The 25906-nt window shown below is 51.8% G+C and carries 22 protein-coding genes; 10 read left to right on the top strand and 12 right to left on the bottom strand.

The window, feature by feature from the left end; genetic code table 11:
* The 10 genes from mraY to ilvI all read right to left on the bottom strand — a co-directional run bounded on the left by mraY (position 1) and on the right by ilvI (position 11325).
* Positions 1-1083: a phospho-N-acetylmuramoyl-pentapeptide-transferase gene (gene mraY, locus NR177_RS13395; RefSeq protein ID WP_256853049.1), complete on the bottom strand. Its 1083-nt coding sequence runs from the start codon at positions 1081-1083 to the stop codon at positions 1-3.
* Positions 1077-2435, bottom strand: a complete 1359-nt coding sequence (murF, locus tag NR177_RS13400) for a UDP-N-acetylmuramoyl-tripeptide--D-alanyl-D-alanine ligase (protein WP_256853050.1) — start codon at positions 2433-2435, stop codon at positions 1077-1079. Before murF ends, mraY begins: the two co-directional genes overlap by 7 nt.
* The gene (murE, locus tag NR177_RS13405) at positions 2432-3919 is read right to left on the bottom strand and encodes a UDP-N-acetylmuramoyl-L-alanyl-D-glutamate--2,6-diaminopimelate ligase (RefSeq protein WP_256853051.1); all 1488 of its coding nucleotides are present in this window, start codon (positions 3917-3919) and stop codon (positions 2432-2434) included. Before murE ends, murF begins: the two co-directional genes overlap by 4 nt.
* Positions 3906-5672 (bottom strand): peptidoglycan glycosyltransferase FtsI, encoded by a 1767-nt coding sequence (locus NR177_RS13410; protein WP_063878399.1) that lies wholly within the window; start codon positions 5670-5672, stop codon positions 3906-3908. The genes murE and NR177_RS13410 overlap by 14 nt, the downstream gene beginning before the upstream one ends.
* A gap of 16 nt (positions 5673-5688) precedes the next feature.
* A complete protein-coding gene (gene ftsL / locus NR177_RS13415; RefSeq protein ID WP_013024606.1) occupies positions 5689-6009 on the bottom strand; it encodes a cell division protein FtsL in 321 nt (106 codons plus the stop codon).
* A complete protein-coding gene (rsmH, locus tag NR177_RS13420; protein ID WP_063878398.1) occupies positions 6006-6947 on the bottom strand; it encodes a 16S rRNA (cytosine(1402)-N(4))-methyltransferase RsmH in 942 nt (313 codons plus the stop codon). Before rsmH ends, ftsL begins: the two co-directional genes overlap by 4 nt.
* A 2-nt stretch (positions 6948-6949) precedes the next feature.
* The gene (gene mraZ, locus NR177_RS13425) at positions 6950-7408 is read right to left on the bottom strand and encodes a division/cell wall cluster transcriptional repressor MraZ (protein WP_063878397.1); all 459 of its coding nucleotides are present in this window, start codon (positions 7406-7408) and stop codon (positions 6950-6952) included.
* Positions 7409-7899: 491 nt separating this feature from the next.
* Positions 7900-8910 (bottom strand): catabolite repressor/activator, encoded by a 1011-nt coding sequence (cra, locus tag NR177_RS13430; protein WP_096010982.1) that lies wholly within the window; start codon positions 8908-8910, stop codon positions 7900-7902.
* A gap of 196 nt (positions 8911-9106) precedes the next feature.
* On the bottom strand, positions 9107-9598 hold the full coding sequence (ilvN, locus tag NR177_RS13435) for an acetolactate synthase small subunit (RefSeq protein ID WP_006117664.1): 492 nt from the start codon (positions 9596-9598) through the stop codon (positions 9107-9109).
* Between the two features lie 2 nt (positions 9599-9600).
* On the bottom strand, positions 9601-11325 hold the full coding sequence (ilvI, locus tag NR177_RS13440; RefSeq protein ID WP_063878395.1) for an acetolactate synthase 3 large subunit: 1725 nt from the start codon (positions 11323-11325) through the stop codon (positions 9601-9603).
* Positions 11326-12056: 731 nt separating this feature from the next.
* Here ilvI and leuL point away from each other — a divergent pair.
* From leuL to aroD, 9 genes are all read left to right on the top strand, one after another.
* Positions 12057-12140: a leu operon leader peptide gene (leuL, locus tag NR177_RS24020; protein WP_109716544.1), complete on the top strand. Its 84-nt coding sequence runs from the start codon at positions 12057-12059 to the stop codon at positions 12138-12140.
* 88 nt (positions 12141-12228) lie between these two features.
* On the top strand, positions 12229-13791 hold the full coding sequence (gene leuA / locus NR177_RS13445; RefSeq protein ID WP_145393611.1) for a 2-isopropylmalate synthase: 1563 nt from the start codon (positions 12229-12231) through the stop codon (positions 13789-13791).
* 2 nt (positions 13792-13793) lie between these two features.
* Positions 13794-14885 (top strand): 3-isopropylmalate dehydrogenase, encoded by a 1092-nt coding sequence (gene leuB / locus NR177_RS13450; RefSeq protein WP_256853052.1) that lies wholly within the window; start codon positions 13794-13796, stop codon positions 14883-14885.
* Between the two features lie 4 nt (positions 14886-14889).
* Positions 14890-16287: a 3-isopropylmalate dehydratase large subunit gene (gene leuC / locus NR177_RS13455; RefSeq protein WP_063878392.1), complete on the top strand. Its 1398-nt coding sequence runs from the start codon at positions 14890-14892 to the stop codon at positions 16285-16287.
* Between the two features lie 10 nt (positions 16288-16297).
* Positions 16298-16903 carry a 3-isopropylmalate dehydratase small subunit gene (leuD, locus tag NR177_RS13460; protein WP_063878391.1) on the top strand — a complete coding sequence of 202 codons (606 nt, stop codon included), beginning with the start codon at positions 16298-16300 and terminating at the stop codon, positions 16901-16903.
* A 390-nt stretch (positions 16904-17293) separates the two neighbouring features.
* Positions 17294-19327: an NAD(P)/FAD-dependent oxidoreductase gene (locus tag NR177_RS13465; protein ID WP_256853053.1), complete on the top strand. Its 2034-nt coding sequence runs from the start codon at positions 17294-17296 to the stop codon at positions 19325-19327.
* A 10-nt stretch (positions 19328-19337) separates the two neighbouring features.
* Positions 19338-20201, top strand: a complete 864-nt coding sequence (locus NR177_RS13470; RefSeq protein WP_096010978.1) for a shikimate dehydrogenase — start codon at positions 19338-19340, stop codon at positions 20199-20201.
* Between the two features lie 11 nt (positions 20202-20212).
* Entirely contained in the window at positions 20213-21427 is a 1215-nt protein-coding gene (locus NR177_RS13475) for an MFS transporter (protein ID WP_256853054.1), read from the top strand.
* A gap of 21 nt (positions 21428-21448) precedes the next feature.
* Positions 21449-22204: a type I 3-dehydroquinate dehydratase gene (gene aroD, locus NR177_RS13480; protein ID WP_256853055.1), complete on the top strand. Its 756-nt coding sequence runs from the start codon at positions 21449-21451 to the stop codon at positions 22202-22204.
* Here the strand turns inward: aroD and NR177_RS13485 are convergent.
* Positions 22167-23135, bottom strand: coding sequence for a LysR family transcriptional regulator (locus tag NR177_RS13485; protein WP_241567492.1), 969 nt, complete (start codon positions 23133-23135; stop codon positions 22167-22169). The genes aroD and NR177_RS13485 overlap by 38 nt on opposite strands.
* Positions 23136-23328: 193 nt before the next feature.
* Between NR177_RS13485 and NR177_RS13490 the strand changes: the two genes are divergently transcribed.
* Positions 23329-24636 (top strand): MFS transporter, encoded by a 1308-nt coding sequence (locus tag NR177_RS13490; RefSeq protein ID WP_256853056.1) that lies wholly within the window; start codon positions 23329-23331, stop codon positions 24634-24636.
* A gap of 43 nt (positions 24637-24679) precedes the next feature.
* On the opposite strand, the gene NR177_RS13495 is transcribed toward NR177_RS13490, so the two are convergent.
* Positions 24680-25858 (bottom strand): MFS transporter, encoded by a 1179-nt coding sequence (locus tag NR177_RS13495; RefSeq protein ID WP_256853057.1) that lies wholly within the window; start codon positions 25856-25858, stop codon positions 24680-24682.
* Positions 25859-25906 lie beyond the last annotated feature (48 nt).

Genomic DNA, 25906 nt, shown 5'->3' on the forward strand with positions numbered 1-25906 from the left:
TTACCGTACCTTCAGCGTCGCCAGGCCAATCAGCACCAGCATGAGCGAAATAATCCAGAAGCGCACAATGACGCGCGGCTCTGGCCAGCCTTTCAGTTCGTAGTGATGGTGGATTGGTGCCATACGGAAAATGCGTTGCCCGCGTAGCTTGAATGACCCCACCTGCAGAATCACCGACAGCGTTTCAACAACAAACACGCCGCCCATGATCACTAATAAAAATTCCTGACGCAGCAGCACGGCGATGGTCCCCAATGCGCCGCCCAGCGCCAGCGATCCGACATCGCCCATGAAAACCTGGGCCGGATAGGTATTGAACCAGAGGAACCCTAATCCTGCCCCCACGATGGCGGTACAGACGATCACCAGTTCACCGGCATGCCGTAAATAAGGAATATGCAGATATTCGGCGAATTTCACGTTACCTGTTGCCCAGGCGACCAGTGCAAAACCTGCCGCCACAAAGACGGTTGGCATAATGGCCAGGCCATCCAGACCGTCGGTCAGGTTGACGGCATTACCGGTACCCACAATGACAAAGTAAGCCAGCACGATGTAAAACAGCCCCAGCTGTGGCATCACGTCTTTGAAGAAAGGCACAACCAGCTCTGTGGCTGGCGTATCTTTACCGGCCAGGTAAAGCGCAAAGGCAACACCCAGGGAAACCACCGACATCCAGAAGTATTTCCAGCGCGCGATCAACCCTTTGGTATCTTTGCGTACTACTTTGCGGTAATCATCGACAAAGCCAATCACGCCAAAGCCCACCAGCACCACCAGCACACACCAGACATAGGGGTTGGATGGGTAAGCCCACATTAATACCGACAGGGTGATCGAAGTCAGAATCATGATGCCGCCCATGGTCGGCGTCCCACGCTTGCTAAAGTGCGACTCCGGGCCGTCGTTACGCACCACCTGACCGATTTGCAGTTTCTGCAGCCACGCAACCAGGCGTGGCCCCATCCACAGGGAGATAAATAACGCGGTCAGCAGGCTGACAATGGCGCGAAACGTCAGATACGAAAAGACGTTAAAGCCGGAATAAAATGCGACCAGATGTTCGGCCAGCCAAACTAACATGTTCCTTTCTCCTGTAAGCTCTGTACTACCTGCTCCATGGCGGCACTACGTGAACCCTTAATCAATACGGTCATTTCTTTGTGTTCGGACAGTAACTGGCGTAAACGTTCAGTCAGCGCGGTTTTATCGCTGAAATGTTCGCCAACGCCACTGCTTTCGCTAATTAAATGGCTTATCTGACCGGTGCTTAACACCCGATCAATGCCTGCGGCTTTGGCGGCCAGGCCCACTTCACGATGGCACTGTTCGCTTTCGTCGCCTAATTCAGCCATATCGCCCACCACCATGACGCGGTAACCCGGCATCTCAGACAGCACCTGAGCTGCAGCGATCATTGAGCCGACGTTTGCGTTGTAGCTGTCATCGAGCAGCAGTTGCTGCGCGGAGAGGCGAATGGGGAACAGGCGTCCGGGCACGGACTGAAGGTTTTTCAGGCCACTCTGCACTGCGCTGAGCGGGGCATCCACCGACAGCGCGAGCGCGGCAGCAGCGAGCGCATTCGCAATATTATGCCGTCCCGGCACCGGTAAGGTAATGTCTGCTTCGCCATGCGGCGTGTGCATAACAAAGTGCGTGCCATCCTGACTGATGCGAATATCGCGCGCGTGAAAATCGCAGTCAGCATCCTGGGGGGAGAAACGCCATACCGTTTTACCGTGCAGGTTCTCCTGCCAGTGCGGCCAGTCATTGCTGTCAGCGTTTAATATCGCCGTTCCCTTCGCGGGCAAACCGTTAAAAATTTCACCTTTGGCTTTTGCCACGCCAGCCAGCGAACCAAACCCTTCAAGATGAGCCGCGGCAAGGTTATTGACCAGCGCGCTTTCCGGACGGACCAGATCGGTGGTGTAGGCGATTTCGCCCTGATGATTTGCACCCAGCTCAATGACCGCGAACTGATGTTCAGGCGTGAGGCGCAATAAGGTCATCGGCACGCCAAAATCGTTGTTCAGGTTACCGGCGGTATGAAGTGTTTCACCACATTGACGTAAAATCGCAGCCGTCATCTCTTTCACCGAGGTCTTACCGGAAGAGCCTGTCAGGGCAACGACCCGAGCGCTGGCCTGTTGACGCACCCATGCTCCCAGCTTGCCAAACGCCAGGCGCGTATCCTTAACCACGACCTGAGGCACAGATACAGGTAAACGCTTACTTACCAGCAAGGCTTTGGCCCCCTTGGCAATGGCATCTTCTGCAAAGTCATGGGCATCAAAACGCTCGCCCACGATGGCCACGAACAGGCTACCTGCGGTGACCTTGCGGGTATCCGTAGTGACATCATTTAATGTCAGGTCGTCGCCGTGCAGGGTGCCGCTGGTGATCTGTGCTAACGTGCTCAATGAAACCGGAATCATGCTACGCCTCCTAGCAATGTGGCGACCGTCGCACGATCGGAGTAATCCAGACGTTGATTGCCAACAATTTGATAGTCTTCATGGCCTTTCCCGGCCACCAATACGATGTCATCGGGATGAGCCTGCATGATGGTGCTGGTCACGGCCTGCGCGCGTCCGGAAACGACACGGGCACGGCCAGGATCGAGCAGCCCACTCAGAATGTCCTGCACAATCGCCTGAGGATCTTCACTGCGCGGATTATCATCCGTCACCACCACCACGTCGGCAAACTGCTCAGCAATTGCTCCCATTAGTGGGCGCTTACCTTTGTCGCGATCGCCGCCACATCCGAACAGGCACCACAGTTTGCCTTTGCAATGCAGGCGCGCGGCTTCCAGTGCTTTCTCTAAGGCATCCGGCGTGTGGGCATAATCCACCACGACGGTAGGCTTACCCGGGGCGCTGAAGACTTCCATTCGCCCGTTCACCGGCGGCAGTCTTGCCGCAACCCGCAGTAGATCATCCAGCGCATAACCCAGCGCCAGCAGCGTTGCCAGAGCCAACAGTAAGTTACTGACGTTGAAGGCCCCCATCAGGCGGCTGTTTATCTCGCCCTCGCCCCAGCTTGAGTCGAAGCGAATGTCGGCACCATTATCGTGATAGTTCACGTCGGTCGCACGAAGCCAGCGGCCATGATTACCGGGCTGCAGGTTATTTTCCATCGTGACTGCCACGGCATCAGGCAGATTTGCCAGCCAGCGGCGACCGACGTCATCGTCAGCATTAAGCACGGCCACACCGACCTGATGCTCGGAAAATAACAACCATTTTGCCGACGCATACTGCTGCATATCACCGTGGTAATCGAGATGGTCACGGCTGAGGTTGGTAAACACCGCAGCGGCAAAGGGCAGTGCTGAAACACGATGCTGCACCAGCCCGTGTGACGAAATTTCCATTGCCGTCAGCGATGCGCCTTTCCGGACCAGTTCATCCAGGTTGTGCTGCACGTCTACGGCTGAACCCGTGGTATTTTCCGCTGGCACCAGTTGCCCGACCAGCCCATTGCCTACCGTGCCCATCACGGCACTGGTTTCGCCCAGCAGGCTGGCCCATTGCGCCAGTAACTGCGTGGTGGTCGTTTTACCATTGGTACCGGTTACGCCAATCAGCTTTTGCTTTTCGCCAGGCTGCTGGTAAAAACGGCCTGCCAGAGCAGAAAGACGTTGATGCAGCTGCGCCAGATAAATGACCGGCACGCCGTGCATCTCACGAATTTCGCCGTCGGTCGCTTCCCCTTCTGCTTCCGCGATAACGGCAGCCACGCGCTGCGCAATCGCCTGAGGAATAAACCGGCGACCATCAACCTGATGGCCGGCAATGGCCACAAACAGATCGCCCGCCGCCGCACTGCGGCTGTCCAGAGTCATGTCACGCAACGGGCGCGCAGGTGCGTCAGGCACCCACGGTCCGAGTAAGTCGCGCAGGTTACGATCTGTCACTTGATTCCTCACTTCTGTTTGTCACCAACTCGTTTTTGTCATTGGTCGGCAGGGCATCCGGTTCGATATTCATGGTACGCAGAACGCCGCCCATGATGGCACCGAACACCGGTGCAGAAACCGCACCACCATAATATTTACCGGCCTGGGGATCGTTAATGACCACCACCAGCGCAAAACGAGGGCGACTGGCAGGCGCAACGCCTGCGGTATAGGCAATGTATTTATTCACGTAACGACCATCCGGCCCGACCTTTTTCGCGGTACCGGTTTTGATCGCCACGCGATAGCCTTTGATGGCGGCTTTCACGCCGCCTCCGCCCGGTAACGCCACGCTTTCCATCATGTGCACCACGGTTTTCACCAGGGCTTCAGGAAACACGCGCTCACCACCAACCGGCGGATCAACTTTGGTTATCGACAGCGGACGTGCAATGCCGAAGCTGCCAATCGTTGCGTAGACTCGCGCTAACTGTAACGGCGTTACCATTAGCCCGTAGCCGAAAGAGAAGGTGGCCCTCTCTATGTCAGACCACCGTTGTTTTTTAGGGTATAAGCCACTACTTTCCCCGACCAGCCCCAAATTGGTCGGTTTACCCAGTCCAAAGCGCGCATAAGTATCTACAAGCGCTGAGGAGGGCATCGCTAACGCTAGTCGTGAAACACCGACGTTACTCGATTTCTGTAAAACACCTGTCAAAGTCAGTTCGCTGTAGCGCGCCACATCTTTGATTTCATGGCCGTTGACGCGATAGGGAACGGTATTCAGTACGCTGTTCTCTTTCACCACACCGCGTTGCAGGGCCGTCATCACCACCATCGGCTTCACCGTTGAGCCAGGCTCGAAAATGTCGGTGATAGCGCGGTTACGCATCAGGTCTTTTGCCGTGTTGCTCAGGTTATTCGGGTTGTAAGCCGGGCTGTTGGCCATTGCCAGTACTTCGCCGGTGTTCACATCCACCAGCACCGCCGTGCCCGATTCCGCTTTGTTAAAGGCCACTGCGTTGTTGAGTTCGCGGTAGACCAGCGCCTGCAGGCGTTCGTCGATGCTCAGCGTCAGGTTATGCGCGGCACGGCTGTCAACCGAAGAGATATCTTCAATCACACGTCCGTAGCGATCTTTACGCACGGTTCGCTCGCCCGGTTCACCGGTCAGCCATTTATCGAAGCTCTTTTCGATGCCTTCAATGCCCTGGCCGTCGATATTGGTAAAGCCGATGAGATGTGACGTCACCTGACCAGCCGGGTAGTAGCGTCGGGACTCTTCACGCAAATGAATGCCCGGCAGCTTGAGTTTTTTAACGTATTCACCGATGGCGGGATTGACCTGACGCGCCAGGTAAATAAAGCGCCCTTTGGGATTCGCATTCACGCGTGCGGCCAGTTGATCAATGGGGATAGAAAGGGCATCGGATAAGGCTTTCCAGCGGCTGTCAAGCGTGACCCCGCCAGCATCATGCAGCTCTTTAGGATCGGCCCAGATCGCATTTACCGGCACGCTGACCGCCAGCGGGCGTCCACCACGATCGCTGATCATGCCGCGCGCGGTCGGCACCGCCTGAACGCGTAATGAGCGTAAATCGCCTTCTTTAACCAGCTTGTCTGGGTTGATCACCTGCAGCCACGCAACCCGGGACAACAGCCCACCTAACGCCAGCAAAATGCAACCGCATAACAACGCAAAACGCCAGCTTACAAAGCTGGCTTTATCTTCCGGTTTTTTTAACTTCAGCGTTCTTTTTACGCCGTTCATTAGCAGTAACAGATCCTTATTTTTGCACCACGATGTTTTCCTGCGAAGGATCAACGTGCTGCATCTGCAGCTTTTCGGTGGCGATCCGCTCAACGCGGCTGTGATCGCCAAGGGCGTTCTCTTCCAGAATTAAATTGCGCCACTCAATGTCCAGCGCATCACGCTCCAGCACCAGTTGCTCTCGCTGGGCGGTTAACAGGCGCGTTTTGTGCGTAGTGGTCACCACCAATACGGCAGAAACCAGTACGGCTATCAGCAACAGCAGGGGAATTTTGCCTTTGCGCAAAATGTCCCCGGCGATAACGCCGGGTAAGCTGTGCCGTTCGTTGCCGATCATGCGTCAGTTCTCTCCGCGATGCGTAAAACGGAACTGCGTGCACGAGGGTTCTCTTTCACCTCAACGTCACCCGGTACCATTTTTCCCAGTAGCTTTAACTGACGGCCACCCAGCGCATTGAGCTGCTGTTCGGTCATAGGGAGTCCATGTGGCACCTGCGGACCCCGACTCTGATCGCGCATAAAACGTTTTACCAGTCGGTCTTCCAGCGAATGGAAGCTGATAACGGATAAACGCCCTTGTGGGGCAAGTACCTCAACCGCACCTTTCAACGCGATATCAATCTCTTCCAGTTCGCTGTTAATCCAGATCCTGATCGCCTGGAAGCTGCGCGTGGCCGGATGTTTAAACTTATCTTTTATCGGTGTGGCAGCGGCAATTACCGCAGCCAGCTCTTTCGTGCGCGTCATCGGTTCTTCACGATTACGTTCGACGATGGCGCGGGCAATGCGTTTCGCAAAACGCTCTTCACCGTAAGTTTTCAGCACAAACGCAATATCCGCTTCTTCTGCCTGCAATAACCATTCGGCGGCAGAGTGACCCCGCGTGGGGTCCATGCGCATATCCAGTGGTCCGTCACGCATGAATGAAAAGCCTCGTTCGGCATCATCCAGTTGGGGGGACGAAACCCCCAGATCCAGCAATATGCCGTCGATACGGCCAACCAGTTCCCGCTCGGCCATGTACTCTGCCAGTGCGGAAAAAGGACCATGAACAATCGAAAAACGTGGGTCCTTTATCTCAGCCGCTGCGGCGATAGCTTGCGGGTCACGGTCAATGGCGATGAGCTTTCCGCCAGCGCCAAGCTGCGCCAGAATTAAGCGCGAGTGGCCGCCACGACCAAAGGTGCCGTCGATGTAGATGCCGTCTTCCTTGATGTTGAGGCCATTAACCGCCTCATCCAACAGCACGGTGGTGTGTTTGTAATTTTCCTGCATAGCTATAGCGATAAATCCTGCAACCGCTCAGATAAAGGCTCCTGAGCTGACTGTTCTGCGTCAATATCTTCCCTGACTTGTTGATACCAGGTCTGTTCATCCCACAGTTCAAACTTGTTGAACTGCCCAACCAGCATCACTTCTTTGCTTAAATTTGCATGCTGACGAAGCGTATTCGCCAACAACAAGCGGCCTGCATTGTCCATCTGACATTCACTGGCATGTCCCAGCAGCAAGCGCTGTACCCGGCGCTCCAGAGGATTCATGCTGGAAAGACTCGCCAGCTTCTTCTCAATGATTTCCCATGCGGGCAAGGTGTAGAGCAACAGGCATGGCTGGTGGAGGTCGATGGTACAAACCATCTGCCCCTGTGATTCCTCGCTCAGCAAATTGCGATAGCGCGTTGGTACCGCCAGGCGTCCTTTGCTGTCGAGATTGACTAACGTTGCTCCACGGAACATGCCAGCCTCACCCCTCAATTACCCATTTGCACCACTTTATCCCACTTTTTACCACAAAACGAGTTTAAGGATCGTAGGAAATCATTGTCAAGCCGGAGCGGCAGTTGAATATGACTATTTACCAAGGCGGGAATTAACACTGAGAGGGTTTCAAAACGCCAAAAGATGATTAATCAAAATTAAACTAATGAATAACTGAATAAAAAAATCTGACGCAAAAAAGAGTGGCTTAAAATTACACGTTTATTCAGGTTGAATAGCGTTGAGCCGTTTTGAGACAGGGGACGCATTTTAGGGGATTTCTTAAGGGATGCACAGCCACATAGCGACAAACAGCGTTTAAAACAGGCGCTAAGTTGTAAGTAAACAAGAATAGTCCGTTAACTTAATTTGTGAGCATGAATGAATAACGCTTACGCTTTTTTACTTTAAGAAGAAAGAGTTTAAAAACAGCATGTAATAGACAGGGCAGACTTATTGCTGCCCTTAATTTAATTAGAAATTCTGCTTAATTGTCCACGACGCAATAAATTACGACGAATTCGGGTTAAACCGGGTTTGGGTTTTCTGGGTTCATCCAAAGAGGCTAAAACTAATTCCAGCACCCGTTCGGCGACGTCACGATGACGTTGGCCAACAGACAATACCGGACATTCAAGAAAGTCCAACAACTCGTGATCGCCAAAGGTGGCAATGGCGAGATCGGCTGGCAAACGCCCGTTACGTTTCAGCGTGACATCCATGACGCCCTGCAGCAGACCAAAAGAGGTCGTGAAAAGCGCATCTGGCATGGGGTGATTCTCCAGATAAGTTTCAAACAACGCAGCAGAGGCCGTGCGTTCAAAACTATTACAGTAAATGTAATCAATTGGGCGCTCATCATCTTTCCAGGCCTCTCTGAAGCCCAATTCACGCAGGAAACTGACGGAGAGTTCAGGTAACGCGCCCATAAACAGCACGTTATTAATTTTGAGCTGACGCAATTCAGCCGCCAGCGCAAAGGCATCATCTTGGTCGGCGCCGACAACGCTGGTGAAGTGCTCACGATCCAGCGCACGGTCCAGCGCGATGATCGGTAATGGGTTATTGATCCAGCGTTGATAAAAAGGATGCTCGGGTGGAAGCGACGTCGATACGATAATCGCATCGACCTGGCGTTGCAGCAGATGCTCGATACAGCGCATCTCGTTATCAGGCTGATCTTCAGAACAGGCAATCAGCAACTGGTAGCCACGCTGGCGAGCCTGACGTTCAAGGTAGTTAGCAATGCGCGTGTAACTGGTATTTTCTAAATCGGGGATGACCAATCCAATCGATCGCGTGCGTCCGGCGCGCAGCCCTGCCGCTACCGCATTGGGATGGTAATTATGCTCGCGCACCACCGCCATGACTTTCTCAACGGTTTTGTCGCTGACACGATACTGCCGTGCTTTCCCATTTATAACGTAACTGGCCGTGGTGCGCGATACACCCGCCAGACGCGCAATTTCATCCAGTTTCACTGTAACCCCACCATTAAACAGGCTTAAGCTGATTGTTAACCCGCAGATAAGCTATGGACATCCTTTTTAGCACATCTAACAGCAGAAAAGTGCGCGTAGCAACCGCTTTTCTGATGGTCGTCAATCTTGCGCATTAAAAAGAAAAAACCCGGCATTTCGCCGGGTTACAAACATTGCTGATGGTAACGGAGCGTGATTAACGCATAATGCGCTCACCACGAGACACGCCCACGATTCCTGAGCGAGCCACTTCGACAATTTCAGCGACTTCACGAACGGTGCTTAAAAAGGCATCCAGCTTGTCGCTGGTACCTGCCAGCTGAACCGTGTAAAGCGATGGCGTGACGTCAATAATCTGCCCACGGAAGATTTCAGCGCTACGCTTCACCTCTTCGCGGCCATAACCCGTCGCCTGAATTTTCACCAGCATAATTTCACGTTCGACATACGCGCCCTGCCCTAACTCGGTCACGCGCAGTACGTCGACCAGTTTATGGAGCTGCTTCTCGATCTGCTCCAGCACTTTCTGGTCGCCGACGGTCTGAATGGTCATGCGTGACAGCGTGGGATCATCCGTCGGTGCGACGGTCAGGCTCTCAATGTTATAGCCGCGTTGTGAAAACAGACCCACTACGCGAGACAATGCGCCGGATTCGTTTTCCAGCAAAACTGATAAAATGCGACGCATAATTAAGTCCTCTCCGTTTTGCTCAACCACATCTCGTCCATGCTGCCACCGCGAATCTGCATCGGGTAAACATGCTCACTGCCGTCAACGTTGACGTCTACAAAGACCAGCCGCCCTGTGGCCAGGGTTTCCAGCGCCAGCGCCAGCTTTTCTTCCAGCTCTGCAGGATGATCAATGGCAATACCCACGTGACCATAGGCTTCAGCCAGGCGAACAAAATCAGGCAGCGATTCCATATAAGACTGAGAATGGCGACCGGAATAAATCATGTCCTGCCACTGTTTCACCATGCCCAGGAAACGGTTGTTCAGATTCAGCACCAACACCGGCAAATCGTACTGCAGCGCGGTCGAGAGCTCCTGAATATTCATCTGAATACTGCCATCACCCGTTACACAGATAACCGTCTCGTCAGGCAGGGCCATTTTAACGCCCAGCGCGGCAGGCAGGCCAAAGCCCATGGTGCCGAGGCCACCGGAGTTAATCCAGCGACGCGGTTTATCGAAGGTGTAATAAAGGGCGGCGAACATCTGATGCTGTCCCACGTCCGAAGTGACGTAGGCATCCCCGTTCGTCAGGCGACAAATGGTTTCGATAACCGCCTGGGGTTTGATTTTGTCACTGGTGCGATCGAACGCCAGGCATTGACGACTGCGCCAGGTCTCAATCGACTGCCACCAGTCACGCAGGCTGTCGAATGGCTGCTTTGCCTCACTCTGATCCAACAGTTCCAGCATTTGCTGTAAGGTCTGTTTGGCATCTCCGACAATCGGAATATCTGCCGCCACCGTTTTTGAAATGGAGGTCGGGTCGATATCAATATGCATCACGGTGGCATTGGGACAATATTTAGCCAGATTGTTGGTGGTGCGGTCATCAAAACGTACGCCAACCCCGAAGATCAAATCGGCGTTGTGCATGGTCATGTTCGCTTCGTAGGTTCCATGCATGCCCAGCATGCCGACACACTGACGATGACTGCCAGGAAACGCGCCCAGCCCCATCAGTGAGGTGGTGACCGGAATATTCAGGCGTTCGGCCAACTGCAGCAGTTCCGCTTCGCAAGAGGACGTGATGGCACCGCCGCCGGCATAGATAACGGGCTTATGCGCCGCCAGCAAGGTTTGCAAGGCGCGTTTAATCTGGCCTTTGTGCCCCTGAATCGTGGGGTTATAAGAGCGCATGCTCACGTCCTGCGGATAATGGTAAGGCAGCTTATTCGCAGGATTAAGAATATCTTTTGGCAGATCGATGACCACCGGCCCAGGACGACCCGTAGAGGCCAGCCAGAAGGCTTTTTTCAGCACCATCGGGATCTCTTCGGTATTTTTCACCAGGAAACTGTGTTTCACCACCGGACGAGAAATACCGACCATGTCACATTCCTGGAAGGCATCATAGCCAATCAGAGACGAAGGAACCTGACCTGACAGAATGACCAACGGAATAGAATCCATATAGGCCGTCGCTATGCCGGTAATCGCATTGGTTGCGCCCGGCCCCGACGTTACCAGCACCACGCCCACTTCACCGGTTGCGCGCGCCAGACCATCTGCCATGTGCACCGCGCCCTGCTCGTGACGAACCAGAACGTGATCTATCCCACCTACGGTTTGCAGCGCATCATAAATATCCAGCACTGCGCCACCCGGGTAGCCGAATACCTGCTTAACGCCCTGATCGATTAACGACCGGACGACCATTTCGGCTCCTGACAACATCTCCATTTTCTGCCTCCCGGCTTGAGGAACTGAATCTACTGACGACTGCTTTCCCGCTAGCCACATGCATCCAGCCCTGTTTTCGCCAATTAAGATCAAAACCTTATGTTTTTGCTAAGACAGCAGAACTCATTTCTGCTGTCCAGATACAGAGAATTCTGCTGGGTTATTTTTTCTAAGAGTAGGTCGATTACCATAACCGCAGAAAAACGGGCTGGCAAACGCCAAACGCCTTTTATTAAAGGAGGCAGGATACAAAGCCTCTGCTCGCCAACTTTGGCTTACGATTATTAAACTAAATACGCCAGTTAATAGCAGAGGAAAATGCTGGTAATAGTATTTTTTGCAGTCGTATCTAAGAAATAAAAAAAACAGATGACAGACAGGTTCAGCCAGCCGTCTTTCAGCCGGGCCTTTTTACGGCGTAACGCTCTTATAAAGTCTTCAGGCGCGATGGATTATGCTGCCTTTCACCACACCTTCGTGGATAAAATGATATAACGTCTTTAATTTATCATTATAATTCATTGAATTAGCACATAACCATCGACCGGCAGGCTAACGTCGCGGCAATAAGCGTGACGCGAAGTGCCTCTCTCGTTTAATACTCTGCGAGGGCCGAAAATGGCAGAACATTTTTCTTTGCCGCTGCAAAAAATAACCCTTTGCTTATGGTTGACATCGATGGGTGATTCCAGTACCAATAGATGCAGCAAAAAATTCACGAGGTTTGAAACATGTCACGTTCTTTTCGTCTATCAGGTCTACTACTAAACGCAACTTATGTGCGCGGTAGACTTGTGGGCGAAATCAAACACTGATTCGAACCTGCTAAAAGTTAAAAACCCGCGCCTGTCGCGGGTTTTTTTATGCTCGTTGCAAGGCAAGAAACGCAAAAGGATGAACACGATGAGCCAGCAAGTTATTATTTTCGATACCACTCTGCGCGATGGTGAACAGGCATTACAGGCCAGCCTGAGTGTGAAAGAAAAACTGCAAATTGCATTAGCGCTGGAACGTATGGGCGTTGATGTTATGGAAGTCGGTTTCCCTGTGTCTTCACCAGGTGATTTTGAATCCGTGCAAACCATTGCGCGCACCATCAAAAACAGCCGGGTTTGCGGTCTGGCTCGCTGTGTTGAACAGGATATTGATGCCGCTTACGAGTCGTTGCGCGTCGCTGAAGCGTTCCGTATCCATACCTTTATCGCGACGTCACCGATGCATATTGCCACGAAGCTGCGCAGTACCCTGCCTGAAGTGATCGAACGCGCCGTTCGTATGGTGAAGCGCGCCCGTAACTATACGGATGATGTCGAGTTTTCCTGTGAAGATGGTGGCCGTACCCCAATTGACGACCTGTGCCGTATGGTTGAAGCCGCAATTAACGCCGGTGCGACCACCATTAACATCCCGGACACCGTCGGCTACACCTTGCCGAACGAATACGCCAACATCATTAGCCAGTTGATTCACCGCGTGCCAAACATTGATAAAGCGATCCTGTCTGTCCATACGCATGATGATTTGGGCATGGCAACGGGCAATGCGATTGCTGCGGTTCAGGCTGGAGCCCGTCAGGTCGAAGGCACGTTGAACGGATTAGGTGAACGCGCCGGTAACTGTGCGCTGGAAGAAGTGATCATGGCGATCAAAACCCGCCAGCAGATCATGAATGTTCATACCAATATTCATCATCAGGAAATTTACCGTACCAGCCAGATGATTAGCCAGATCTGCAATATGCCGATTCCGGCCAACAAAGCAGTGGTCGGTTCTAACGCCTTTGCCCACTCTTCCGGTATTCATCAGGACGGTGTCATCAAAAATCGTGAAAACTATGAAATCCTGACTCCTGAATCCATCGGCCTGCACAAAATTCAGCTTAATCTGACATCCCGCTCCGGTCGCGCAGCGGTAAAACATCGTATGGAAGAGATGGGCTACACAGAAAGCGAATACAACCTGGATTCCCTGTATGACGCTTTCCTGAAACTGGCGGACAAGAAAGGTCAGGTATTTGATTACGATCTGGAAGCGCTGGCTTTCATTAATAAACAAAACGAAGAGCCTGAATTTTTCCAACTGAATGATTTCAATGTGCAGTCAGGCTCCAGCATTACGGCCACCGCGTCGGTAAATCTGGGCTGCGGCGAACAAACGAAATCAGAAGCGGCGACCGGTAACGGTCCGGTTGATGCGGTTTATCAGGCGATTAACCGTATTACCCAGTTCAATGCAGAACTGGTTAATTACAAGCTGACGGCAAAAGGTCATGGCGAGAATGCGCTGGGTCAGGTTGATATCGTGGTGAGCTACAACAATCGTAAGTTCCACGGCGTCGGTCTGGCGACAGATATTGTCGAATCTTCTGCAAAAGCGATGGTGAACGCACTAAACAACATCTGGCGAGCCAAACAGGTCGAGAAAGAGTTACAGCGCAAGTCTAAAGATCAGAAGGAAACGGTGTAATCATGTCAAACTCTTCACATATCGCAGTACTGGCGGGCGACGGAATTGGCCCGGAAGTGATGGCCCAGGCTATCAAAGTATTGGATGCGGTTCGTCAGCGTTTTAATTTGCGTATTACCACCAGTGAATACGATGTCGGCGGTATCGCCATCGATCGTCATGGCGAACCTTTGCCACCTGCTACCGTTGCAGGTTGTGAGCAGGCTAACGCGATTCTGTTTGGATCGGTAGGCGGCCCTAAGTGGGAGCACTTACCGCCAGCCTCTCAGCCTGAGCGCGGCGCGCTGCTGCCGTTACGCAAACACTTTAAGCTGTTCAGCAACCTGCGTCCTGCGGCGCTGTACAGTGGTCTGGAAGCCTTTTGCCCACTGCGCAGCGATATCGCTGCCCGCGGTTTCGATATTCTCTGCGTACGTGAGCTGACCGGTGGAATTTATTTTGGTCAGCCGAAAGGACGCGAAGGCAGCGGCCCACACGAGCGGGCTTTTGATACTGAAGTTTATCATCGCTTTGAAATCGAGCGCATTGCGCGCCAGGCTTTTGAATCGGCTCTTAAGCGTCGCAACAAAGTCACCTCGGTCGATAAAGCTAACGTGCTGCAAACGTCCGTGATGTGGCGCGAAATCGTGAACGAAATCGCGAAAGATTACCCAGATGTACAGCTGAGCCACATGTACATTGATAACGCCACCATGCAGTTGATTAAAGATCCCTCTCAGTTCGACGTGCTGCTGTGTTCCAACCTGTTTGGCGACATTTTGTCAGACGAGTGCGCGATGATCACCGGCTCGATGGGCATGTTGCCTTCAGCCAGCCTGAGCGAAGACGGTTTTGGCCTGTATGAACCGGCTGGCGGCTCAGCGCCCGATATCGCAGGTCAGAACATTGCGAATCCCATTGCCCAGATCCTGTCTCTGTCGCTGCTGCTGCGCTACAGCCTGAATGCCGATGACGCCGCTGCCTGCATCGAGCGCGCCATTAGCCGGGCCTTAGCGGAAGGCTATCGCACTAAAGATTTAGCGGGTGACGGCCATGCGATCAGCACAGATGAGATGGGCAGCATCATTGCCCGCTTTATCGCCGAGGAAAAATAATAAAATGAAAACCTTATACCAGAAGTTATTTGATGCACATGTCGTTCACGAAGCGCCGAATGAAACACCCTTGCTCTATATTGACCGCCACCTGATTCATGAGGTGACCTCACCACAGGCCTTTGATGGCTTGCGAGCACACGGGCGTAAAGTTCGTCAGCCGTCGAAGACGTTTGCCACCATGGATCACAACGTGTCCACCCAGACCAAGGACATCAATGCTTCGGGTGAGATGGCGCGCATCCAGATGCAGGAACTGATGAAGAACTGTGCCGAATTTGGCGTGCAGCTGTATGACCTGGATCACCCGTTCCAGGGCATCGTGCATGTTATTGGCCCAGAGCAAGGCATGACATTACCCGGCATGACGATTGTCTGCGGCGACTCGCACACGGCGACCCACGGTGCCTTTGGTTCACTGGCATTCGGTATCGGTACGTCCGAGGTGGAACATGTTTTTGCCACGCAAACCCTGAAGCAGGGCCGTGCCAAAACCATGAAGATTGAAGTGACAGGCACCGTCGCGCCGGGCATTACGGCAAAAGATATTGTGCTGGCGATTATTGGTAAAACCGGCAGCGCCGGCGGTACCGGTCACGTGGTTGAATTCTGTGGTTCCGCGATTGAAGCGCTGAGCATGGAAGGCCGCATGACACTGTGTAATATGGCGATTGAAATGGGTGCGAAAGCCGGTCTGGTTGCGCCGGATGACACGACATTCAGTTATCTGAAAGGCCGCCAGTTCTCCCCTGAAGGCGAAAAGTGGGAGCAGGCCGTTGCATACTGGCGCACGCTGAAGAGCGATCCCGAGGCTAAATTTGATCGCGTCGTTACGCTGCATGCGGAAGAGATTGCACCGCAGGTGACATGGGGAACCAACCCCGGCCAGGTGATCGCGGTTGATGCCAACATCCCCGATCCCGCATCATTTGCCGATCCGGTAGAGCGAGCCTCCGCTGAAAAAGCACTGGCTTACATGAACCTGCAACCCGGCATCAAACTGACCGACGTCAGCATTGATAAAGTCTTTATTGGCTCCTGCACTAACTCGCGCATTGAAGATCTGCGCGCCGCCGCCGCGATTGCCAAAGGGCGTAAAGTCGCGCCAGGTGTACAGGCACTCGTGGTACCCGGCTCAGGCCCGGTTAAGGCTCAGGCTGAAGCAGAAGGACTGGATAAAATTTTTATTGAGGCCGGTTTTGAGTGGCGCCTGCCTGGCTGCTCCATGTGTCTGGCAATGAACAATGACCGCCTGAACCCCGGCGAGCGCTGTGCATCCACCAGTAACCGTAACTTCGAAGGTCGCCAGGGCCGTGGCGGACGCACGCATTTAGTCAGCCCGGCAATGGCCGCCGCTGCCGCCATTAATGGCCATTTTGCCGACATTCGCAGCCTGACATAAGGAAACCATCATGGCAGAAAAATTCACTCAACATACTGGTCTGGTGGTTCCTTTGGATGCCGCTAACGTCGACACCGATGCCATCATTCCGAAGCAGTTTCTGCAGAAAGTGACCCGCGTGGGCTTCGGTGCCCATCTGTTCAATGACTGGCGTTTTCTGGACGATCACGGTTTAGAGCCCAATCCGGACTTCGTACTCAACTTTCCTGAGTATAAAGGTGCCTCGATTCTGCTTACGCGCGAGAACTTTGGTTGCGGTTCATCTCGTGAACATGCCCCCTGGGCGCTGACCGATTACGGTTTCAAAGTCGTGATTGCCCCCAGCTTTGCCGATATTTTTTATGGTAACAGCTTCAACAACCAGCTGCTGCCGGTGACGTTGAGCGACGAGCAGGTGGAAGCGTTATTCACGCTGGTGAAAGCCAATCCGGGGATAAGGTTTGAAGTGGACCTGGAATCCCAGGTCGTGAAAGCTGGCGACCAGTCTTACAGCTTTAAGATTGATGACTTCCGTCGCCATTGCATGCTGAACGGGCTGGACAGTATCGGCCTGACGCTGCAGCACGAAAGCGCGATCTCGGCTTACGAAAACAACCAGCCGGCCTTTATGCGTTAACTGGTACACCTCTTAATCAGCCCGCTCTGCTCTGCAGTCCGGGCTTTTTTTTAACGAAAACTGCGCTAAAACAATTAATCGCAATTTATTTTCTTGCAGAAAGCGCGTTATTTATTCACCGATGACGTTTATATTTTGACTCGCATCATCTTCTCCTCACTTTTTCCTCTCTGTTATCACAAGAAGTAAATCGTTTGCTATTTTAATTAACATCAATGCCCTTCTTTTGTTATTTGATAGTTAATCCCATAGAACCTGCCTATAGCTTCTGAAAAAAAAACCATTATTTCCGCAAATTCCCCGTCGCTATCATCGCCGCAGAGAAAATTCAACGCAAAGCACATCGGGATCGTCTCAGCCTGCCTGTCAGATCTTTTGTGGAGACAATGTATGCACGCTTACCCTCACCTGTTTACCCCGTTAACAATCAACGGGATGACATTAAAAAACCGTATCATCATGCCGCCAATGGGCACCAATCTGGCCAGTCTGAATGGCGAAGTCTCTCAGGAACAGCTTGATTACTATTCACTTAGAGCAAAGGGTGGCACCGGGCTCATTACGATTGAGAATATTTGCGTGGATTTCCCATTCGCGTCGAACGGCACCACACAACTACGCATTGATAATGACCAGTATATTCCCGGTTTATACAAACTCACCGAGACGTTGCATAAACACGGAGCCTGTGTCGCCATCCAGTTAAATCATGCAGGTGCATCAGCTTATACCTATCGCCTCAATGGGGAGATGCCCATTTCAGCCTCCGCGGTACCGTCAAAAAAGAAGGGGACTATTCCACGTCCGATGACGCATGAGGAAATATATCGGGCGGTTGACAAATTTGGTGACGCTGCAGAACGCGTCAGACGCGCCAATTTTGACTGCGTAGAGATTCATGCCGGGCACTCTTATTTAATTAGTCAGTTTTTATCGCCACTGTTCAATCAGCGCAATGACGAATTTGGCGGAAGTATCGAGAACCGGTCACGCTTTTTAACCCTGATTGTCGACAAAGTTCGGGCCTGCGTTGGACCGACGTTTCCCATCAGTCTGCGTATCAGCGCGGATGATTTTTTACAGGGCGGTAACACGCTCGCGGATTCGCTGCGCATCCTTGAATACTGTCAGGAAAAAGTCGACATCATCAATGTGTCGGCGGCGCAGAATGACAACCTGTTTTTACAAATAGACCAAATGTCTCAAGAGGATGGCTGGAAACGCTATCTGTCACGTGCCGTGCGCGACAAATTTAATAAACCCACCGTTGTCGCTGGCAATATTCGCACGCCTCAGCTTGCTGAAGACATTCTTGCCCAGGGTGACGCCGACCTCATTGCCATTGGTCGCGGGCTGATTGCCGAACCAGACTGGGTGCAAAAGGTACAGAGTGGGCATGAAGAGATGATGCGTAAGTGCATCTCCTGCAACATCGGGTGCGCCGACCATCGCATTGCCCGCTCGCTTCCTCTTCGCTGCTCAATTAACCCCGATATTATCCATGGCGATGCTTATAAAAAGCGGCGGGTAAATCGTCCAACGCGTGTCGTCGTCATCGGGGCTGGGACCGCAGGTATCGAAGCCGCCTGCACGGCCGCCGAGGTGGGATGCAAGACATGGCTGCTTGAAGCCAAAGACCATATCGGAGGCCTGGCTGTCGAGATTGCACGGTTGCCCGAAAAAAAACGTATTGCCGATTTTCCGCAATTCCTGAACAACCGTATTGCCCGGCTGGAGAATTTGCAATTGCAGCTGGGGCAACACATTCAGCCCGACTCCCTCGAAGTGCTGCGTCCCGACTTAATTGTGAATGCCACGGGCTCTGTCCCCCTGCTGCCGCCAATTGCAGGGTTACATGAGACGATCGACCGCCCCGGCAGCGGGGTGTTCACGATTACTGGCATGATTCAACACCTGAATAGCTTTAGCGAGCTGCAAGGCAAGCGTATCGCCGTGGTCGGCGGCGGTGCCGTTGGACTCGATGTTGTTGAGTATTTTGCCAGCCGAGGCGCTGAAGCTGTACTGATTGAAATGCAGCATTCACCAGGACGCGACCTCGACATCATCACAAAGAGAGCCATGTTAGCTCTGCTTGAACAACATCAGGTAGAACAACATATGAACACGCAACTCGTTGAAGTCCAACCCGATCGTTTCCGCGTTAAAAACCCTCACCGCACCTTCGACATCACCTTTGACTACGGCTTTATCTGTCTGGGGATGCGTCCTAACCGCACCGGTTTCGAGGCCATAGAGCACTGGGCCACCGCCAACCAAATCAAAATAATGAACATCGGCGACAGCCTGAAAGCGCGGCGAATTATTGATGGTGTACGCGAAGGACGCAACGTACTGGATGCCCTCGAAGAGATTGGCGCACTGGGTAACCGCGAAGCGACAAGCATTCCACTTTTAACTTACTGAGGACACTATCATGGCAGAACGTATTACCGGGCATACCGAGCTGATTGGGCTAATAGCCACCCCTATTCGCCACAGTATGTCGCCAACCATGCACAACGAAGCCTTCGCGCATCTTGGGCTGGACTATGCTTACCTGGCTTTTGAGGTCGGCACTGAGGAACTGAAGGAGGTGGTGCAAGGTTTTCGTGCACTGAAGCTGCGCGGATGCAATGTTTCCATGCCCAATAAAACGGAGGTTTGTCGTTATCTGGATAAGCTGTCTCCCGCTGCGCAGCTTGTTGGCGCGGTGAACACCGTCGTGAATGATAATGGCGTGCTAACCGGGCACATCACTGATGGTACAGGTTACATGCGCGCCCTCGCTGAAGAGCGCATAGATATCCTGGGCAAAAAGATGACTGTTCTGGGCGCTGGCGGTGCGGCAACGGCCATTTGCGTTCAGGCCGCGCTGGATGGGGTAAAGGCGATCTCGGTATTTAACCAACGCGATAAGTTCTTTGCCAATGCGCAGGAAACCGTGGCGAAAATTCGTGCCCATACTGACTGTGAGATTCAGCTTTTTGATCTCGACGACCATGACCGTTTACGCGCTGAGATTAACGACAGCGTTATTCTCACCAATGCGACCGGCGTGGGCATGAAACCGTTTGAAGGTCAGATGTTGCTCCCCGACGACAGCTTCCTGCGTCCTGAGCTCATTGTCTCGGATGTTGTATATATCCCACGTAAAACACATCTGCTTGAGATCGCAGAGAAAAAAGGCTGCCGTATTATTAATGGTCTCGGCATGATGCTGTGGCAAGGCGCAAGCGCGTTTGAAATCTGGACAGGAAAACCGATGCCTGTTGATCACCTCAAAAAAATCCTTTTTTGAGGATGACAGAGATGAAAAACAAATATATTCCCACCGCCGCTGGGCTGTATCTCAATTATCTCATTCATGGCATGGGCGTGCTGGTCATCACTCTCAATATGGCTAACCTGCAGGTGCAATGGAACACCGATGCGGCGGGCGTATCGATTGTGATTTCCTCACTGGGCATTGGCAAACTGATTACCATCATTACCGGTTTTCTGTCGGATCGTTTTGGCCGCAAGCCTTTTGTCTATTTGGGCATCATGAGTTACGTGGCGTTTTTCATCGGTATTCTGTTTACCCGAGATATTTATACGGCTTATATCTTTGGCGTGCTGGCAGGTATGGCAAACAGTTTCCTTGATTCAGCCACCTATCCGACGCTGATGGAGGCTTTCCCGGACTCGGCCAGCCGCGCTAACGTGCTGATTAAAGCGTTTGTCTCCGCCGGGCAATTTTTATTGCCGTTTATCATTAGCCTGCTTATCTGGACGGATTTGTGGTTTGGTTGGTCATTCGTGCTGGCAGCAGCCTTAATGATGATGAGCGGGATCTACCTGATCAAGATGCCGTTTCCCGATCATCGGGTACAGAACGTCGCGGAAGGATCAGCCACGGTGGCAACCCCACCGCGTAGTCGTCTGTATCAGTTGGATATGGTTGTGTTCACCTTATACGGCTATATCAGTATGGCGACCTTTTATCTGGTGAGCCAATGGTTGGCACAGTATGGGCAGTTTGTCGCTGGTATGCCCTATACCGCATCGGTGAAATTACTCAGTATCTACACGGCAGGATCGCTGACCTGCGTATTCGTCACGGCGGTCATGGTGAAAAAAGTGTTGAGCTCAGCCATTGCGATGATCATTTACACTTTCTTGTCGGCCCTCTCAGTGCTGATCGTCTGCCTCTATCCGACGCCACAAATGGTTACTGGTTTTGCGTTCGTCTTTGGGTTTGCGGCCGCAGGCGGCGTTATGCAACTGGGGGCAACGATCATGGCGATGAGTTTTCCCCATGCGAAAGGCTTTGCGACAGGGGTCTTTTACACCGCCGGCAGTCTGGCCAGTTTTACCATCCCTTTATTTACAGCACATCTTTCACGAATCAGTATCGCCAGCATCATGTGGTTTGATCTGATTATTGCGGTGGCAGGTTTTATCCTTGCGCTTTATATCGGTTCCCGCCAGCTTCAATTTCATTGTGCGGAAAAACGCAGCCAAACTGCCTCAGCACCCCGTTGAACAGTTAAAACAGGAATGACTATGACTCAAACGGTTAGGGTTAAAAACATCATATTCCAACAGGGACAAACGCTGCTATGTGTGCCCTTGACAGGCCGTACTCGCGCTGACCTTCAGGCCGGAGCGCAGTTACTGGCCACAGCAAAGTCAGACATTATTGAATGGCGCGTCGACCACTTCATCGATGGGAAAGACGTGAGTGAAGTCTTACTGGCGCTGGCCGACATTCGTCAGCAACTGGGGGAAACACCGCTGATCTTCACCTTCCGCAGTAAAAAAGAAGGCGGCGAGGCGGAAATCAGTGATGACGAATACTTCGCGCTCAACCGTGCAGCCGCCTTAAGCGGACTGGCTGATGTGATTGATATTGAGTTGTTTAATGATGAGTCACGCATCCGTTCGCTGGTAAGCGAGGCCCATAACGTCGGTGTTAAGGTCATTATGAGTAATCATGATTTCCACCAAACACCGGCGAAGGAAGAGATCATTTACCGGCTGCGCCGCATGCAGGATTTAGGTGCAGACCTGCCGAAGATCGCCGTAATGCCTCAGACACCGCAGGATGTGCTGACGCTGCTGTCTGCCACCCTGTTAATGAAAGAGTGCTACGCAACGCGGCCGCTTATCACTATGTCGATGGGAAAAATGGGCGGTGTCAGTCGGGTAACCGGACGCCTGTTCGGTTCCGCAATGACTTTTGGCACCCTGGGCCAGTCCTCAGCACCAGGGCAAATCGCTGTTACACAGTTGCGGGAGATGATGGAGACGCTTTCCTAGATGCTGATATGCCCAAAGCCGTGCTTTGGGCATGTTTCTGGGCGACCTCGCTGTTCGCGATAATAAAGTTTTTTAGCCTAAGCACAGCGGGTGAAAGCTTTTTGGTTTTAATCGTCGCCAGACAAATATAACGGGGTGGGAGCGAATTTTTGATCGTCAGGATATGAATATTGTAGTACGCGAGTGCCGCAATCCTTGGCATGATGGCGATACCATAACCGATACTGACCAATCCGGCCATTGCCAAATCCTCTTCCACATAGCAGGCAATGTCCGGTGACAGCTTTTGCTGTTGAAAGATTCCGTCAATAAATGGACGTAGCCCACTACTTTCTGAAAAATAGACATAGGGATAACGAATGGTCTCCGCTAAATCAACTTCACTGTCGTATAAACGCGCTAACGGATGATCTTTCGCCGCCACCACCACTAATTCTTGTTCAATCACCGGGATAAATTCAATATCAGGATCGTCGCCAATGCGAGAACAAATGACCATATCAACCCTATCCGCTTTTAGTGACTGCAACAACACAACTGACGTTCCCTGTTTAAAAGAGAATGTCACATCGTTATGACACAAGTGTTGGGAATACTTGTTGATAATTTGCGGAACAACATATTCCCCCATAGTATAGATAAACGCAATCCGGATATTTTCCCGGCACAGAAATTGATTATTTTTTAGCACCTCCTTGCCATTTTCCAATGCTGAAAGTGCCGTCTCAACATAGGGTAAAAAGCATTTACCACTTTCGCTAATCCTCACATTTCTGCCCTGACGGGAAAAGAGTGATACGCCTAACTCCTTTTCTAACTCTGCGATAGCATGACTCAACGATGGCTGGGTGATAAAAAGGCTGGATGCTGCTTCTGTGTAATGCTCAGTTTCTGACAGGCGTTTAAAATAATAAAGTTGCTTCAGGTTCATGGCATTTGCCTTTAAATAAAAAGTAAATCATCTATCCCTACTTTATCATCGTCAAAAGAACTAATTATGTACTCAGGTCAAAATTAATGGCACTAGAAAAATGCTATAAACAAGCAAAAAAGATTAGCAATGTCAGACTATTTTTTAATGTAAAAAAAACATCAAAAAATAGTTTAAACTTCAGGAATACACCATGAAAAAGTCATACCAAGAGGAACAGACTGGCAGGTACATGCAGAAAAAGAAACCCACGAAAGTCAGAATGGTTATTCTGCTATTAATATCCATTGGTACAATGATTAACTATCTTGATCGCACAATCCTGGGCATCGTTGCGCCAAAAATCACCAGTGAACTTGACATCGATCCTGCCATGATGGGCGTTGCCTTTTCTGCTTTCGCCTGGACGTATACGCTGGCACAAATCCCTGGTGGGATGTTTTTAGATCGCTTTGGTAATAAACTGACCTATGCGCTTTCTATTATGTTTTGGTCGATTTTCACCCTACTGCAAACCTTTACTTTTGGACTCAAATCATTGATCTTACTGAGGCTGGGACTGGGGCTAAGCGAAGCTCCGTGTTTTCCGGTCAATAGCCGCGTAGTAGCAAAATGGTTTCCTCGTCATGAACGTGCTCGCGCCACCGCAACCTATTCTGTCGGGGAATATATTGGCCTGGCGGCATTTTCGCCCTTACTCTATATCATTCTGGAGCATCATAGCTGGCGCAGCCTTTTTTTGATCACCGGCGGGGCCGGTATTATTTTCACGTTTATTTGGTGGCGTTTTTATCATGAACCTGAAGTATCAAAAAAAGCCAACCAGGAAGAAATTGAATATATTCTCAACAATGAACCTATCGAAAAAATCAAAAACACGCCTTTTAACTGGCCCGATGCTAAACGTTTAATATGCTGTCGGCAAATCATCGGTGCCAGCCTCGGACAATTCGCTGGAAATACGACACTGGTCTTTTTCCTGACATGGTTCCCCACCTATTTAGCGAAAGAACGGCAACTTGAATGGCTTCAGGTGGGTTTTTTCTCAGTGTGGCCATTTATGGCTGCCGCTGTAGGCGTTTTCTTTGGCGGTTGGCTGTCTGATAAATTATTAAGTAAAACGGGTTCCATTAATCTGAGCCGAAAACTCCCAGTCATTAGCGGCTTAATTCTTTCCGGCATGATCATTGCTGCTAACTGGATGAGTTCAGATAGCGCCGTGATCATTATTATGTCCATTGCCTTTTTTGGTCAAGGTATGGTCGGATTGGGCTGGACAATTATCGCGGATATTGCACCTGCTTCAATGGCAGGTCTCACTGGCGGTATATTTAATTTTTGCGCCAATATGGCCTCGATTTTGGCACCCCTGATTATTGGTATTATTATTTCAATGACGAGCAGTTTTTTTTATGCGTTAGTGTATATCGGCATCACGGCGGTTATTGGCTTAGTCGCCTATACCTTTATCATAGGCGATATTAAGCGGATTGTTCTTTAAAGTACTGTTCCCCCGGCACTGTTATTCCGGGGGAACGCGCGTATTAAACGTCTTTAACTTTGCGTATCATCACCAGCGTCAGCACAGCAATCGCGGCAATTACCCAGTACACGCTGCCGTGACCAAAATGTTCAACCAGCATGCCCTGACATAACCCCGCCAGGATGATGCCGGTCGAAATGCTGTTGGTAAACAGGGTTGTGGCCGCCCCAGCCCGTCCAGGCATCAGATCCTGAAACCACAACATCCCGATGCCTGCGACTACGCCGATAAACAGGGCGTTAAACACCTGCAGGATCAGCAATGCCAGATGGCTGTGAAACAGAATCAGTCCGCTGTAAAACACCACGGCTGAGGCAACCGCTGCCACCATCATATTGCGTTTGCCCAAGCGTTTGGCATAGAAGCCCGCCAGGATCATGACCGGGATTTCCAGCCCGGCGGCCGTGCCCATTAAGAGACCGGCAAGGTTTTCGGGCAAGCCCAAATCATTGCTGATCCACAGCGGCATGTCGATGATGTACATGGTGTTGCAGGTCCACATCAGGGTCGATGCAGCAAACAGGACGCGCACGTCACGAATACGCCAGCCGCTCAGAGGAATACCGCCCGACTGCATCAGGGAAGCGGTGCGCGGCACCGAGGGCACCGTGAACCAGACCAGCAGAAAACAGATAAAAAACAGCCCGGCCGCCACACTGAACAGCGTCACGAAACCAAAATTCAGCGCCAGCGCAAACGACAAAGGTGGCCCAATCACCCATGCCAGCGACACCTGCGCACGCATAATGGAGCTGAACATCACCACTTCGCGCGAAGCACTGTCGGCATATTCTCGCGCCAGCGCAAAGAGCTGTGGCATGGCGACATTCGCCAGCGATGAGAGCAGCACACCTAAGGTTATCAGCGTCAGATAATGGCGGGTAAACGCGAACAGTATGGCGTTTGCCAGGGCAAGGATGCAGCACAGTAAGATGATATTACGTCGATCGCCGACGCTGTCGGAGCGCTTTGCGATCATCATGCTCACCACAATGCCTGCAATGGCATTGATGGTAAAAAACAGTCCTACCCACAGCGGCGGCACCTGCACTTCCCGTGATAAAAACAGGCTTAGCGTGGGTGCCTGCAAAGCACCGGCAATACCGAGGATAAATGCGGTTACCATAAAGGCAAAAAAGACAGGATTAAAGCGCTTGAAGAGCGAGAACAACGATTTCATGCCAGGTCCCTTACAGGATGAAAGTGATAAACAGGTTGCATGACTGAT

Source organism: Pantoea sp. Fr+CA_20 (genome assembly GCF_024520835.1).
Taxonomy (GTDB): Bacteria; Pseudomonadota; Gammaproteobacteria; order Enterobacterales; family Enterobacteriaceae; genus Pantoea; species Pantoea allii.

Bases quoted from the DNA above. Each gene is read 5' to 3' on its own strand.
- NR177_RS13495 (WP_256853057.1), bottom strand. From the start codon at position 25,858: ATGAAATCGTTGTTCTCGCTCTTCAAGCGCTTTAATCCTGTCTTTTTT.
- NR177_RS13465 (WP_256853053.1), top strand. From the start codon at position 17,294: ATGCACGCTTACCCTCACCTGTTTACCCCGTTAACAATCAACGGGATG.
- rsmH (WP_063878398.1), bottom strand. From the start codon at position 6,947: ATGCAGGAAAATTACAAACACACCACCGTGCTGTTGGATGAGGCGGTT.
- leuB (WP_256853052.1), top strand. From the start codon at position 13,794: ATGTCAAACTCTTCACATATCGCAGTACTGGCGGGCGACGGAATTGGC.
- mraY (WP_256853049.1), bottom strand. From the start codon at position 1,083: ATGTTAGTTTGGCTGGCCGAACATCTGGTCGCATTTTATTCCGGCTTT.
- leuL (WP_109716544.1), top strand. From the start codon at position 12,057: ATGTCACGTTCTTTTCGTCTATCAGGTCTACTACTAAACGCAACTTAT.
- ftsL (WP_013024606.1), bottom strand. From the start codon at position 6,009: ATGATCGGCAACGAACGGCACAGCTTACCCGGCGTTATCGCCGGGGAC.
- leuD (WP_063878391.1), top strand. From the start codon at position 16,298: ATGGCAGAAAAATTCACTCAACATACTGGTCTGGTGGTTCCTTTGGAT.
- murF (WP_256853050.1), bottom strand. From the start codon at position 2,435: ATGATTCCGGTTTCATTGAGCACGTTAGCACAGATCACCAGCGGCACC.
- NR177_RS13410 (WP_063878399.1), bottom strand. From the start codon at position 5,672: ATGAACGGCGTAAAAAGAACGCTGAAGTTAAAAAAACCGGAAGATAAA.
- ilvI (WP_063878395.1), bottom strand. From the start codon at position 11,325: ATGGAGATGTTGTCAGGAGCCGAAATGGTCGTCCGGTCGTTAATCGAT.
- aroD (WP_256853055.1), top strand. From the start codon at position 21,449: ATGACTCAAACGGTTAGGGTTAAAAACATCATATTCCAACAGGGACAA.
- NR177_RS13490 (WP_256853056.1), top strand. From the start codon at position 23,329: ATGAAAAAGTCATACCAAGAGGAACAGACTGGCAGGTACATGCAGAAA.
- NR177_RS13475 (WP_256853054.1), top strand. From the start codon at position 20,213: ATGAAAAACAAATATATTCCCACCGCCGCTGGGCTGTATCTCAATTAT.
- ilvN (WP_006117664.1), bottom strand. From the start codon at position 9,598: ATGCGTCGCATTTTATCAGTTTTGCTGGAAAACGAATCCGGCGCATTG.
- NR177_RS13470 (WP_096010978.1), top strand. From the start codon at position 19,338: ATGGCAGAACGTATTACCGGGCATACCGAGCTGATTGGGCTAATAGCC.
- mraZ (WP_063878397.1), bottom strand. From the start codon at position 7,408: ATGTTCCGTGGAGCAACGTTAGTCAATCTCGACAGCAAAGGACGCCTG.
- leuC (WP_063878392.1), top strand. From the start codon at position 14,890: ATGAAAACCTTATACCAGAAGTTATTTGATGCACATGTCGTTCACGAA.
- NR177_RS13485 (WP_241567492.1), bottom strand. From the start codon at position 23,135: ATGAACCTGAAGCAACTTTATTATTTTAAACGCCTGTCAGAAACTGAG.
- leuA (WP_145393611.1), top strand. From the start codon at position 12,229: ATGAGCCAGCAAGTTATTATTTTCGATACCACTCTGCGCGATGGTGAA.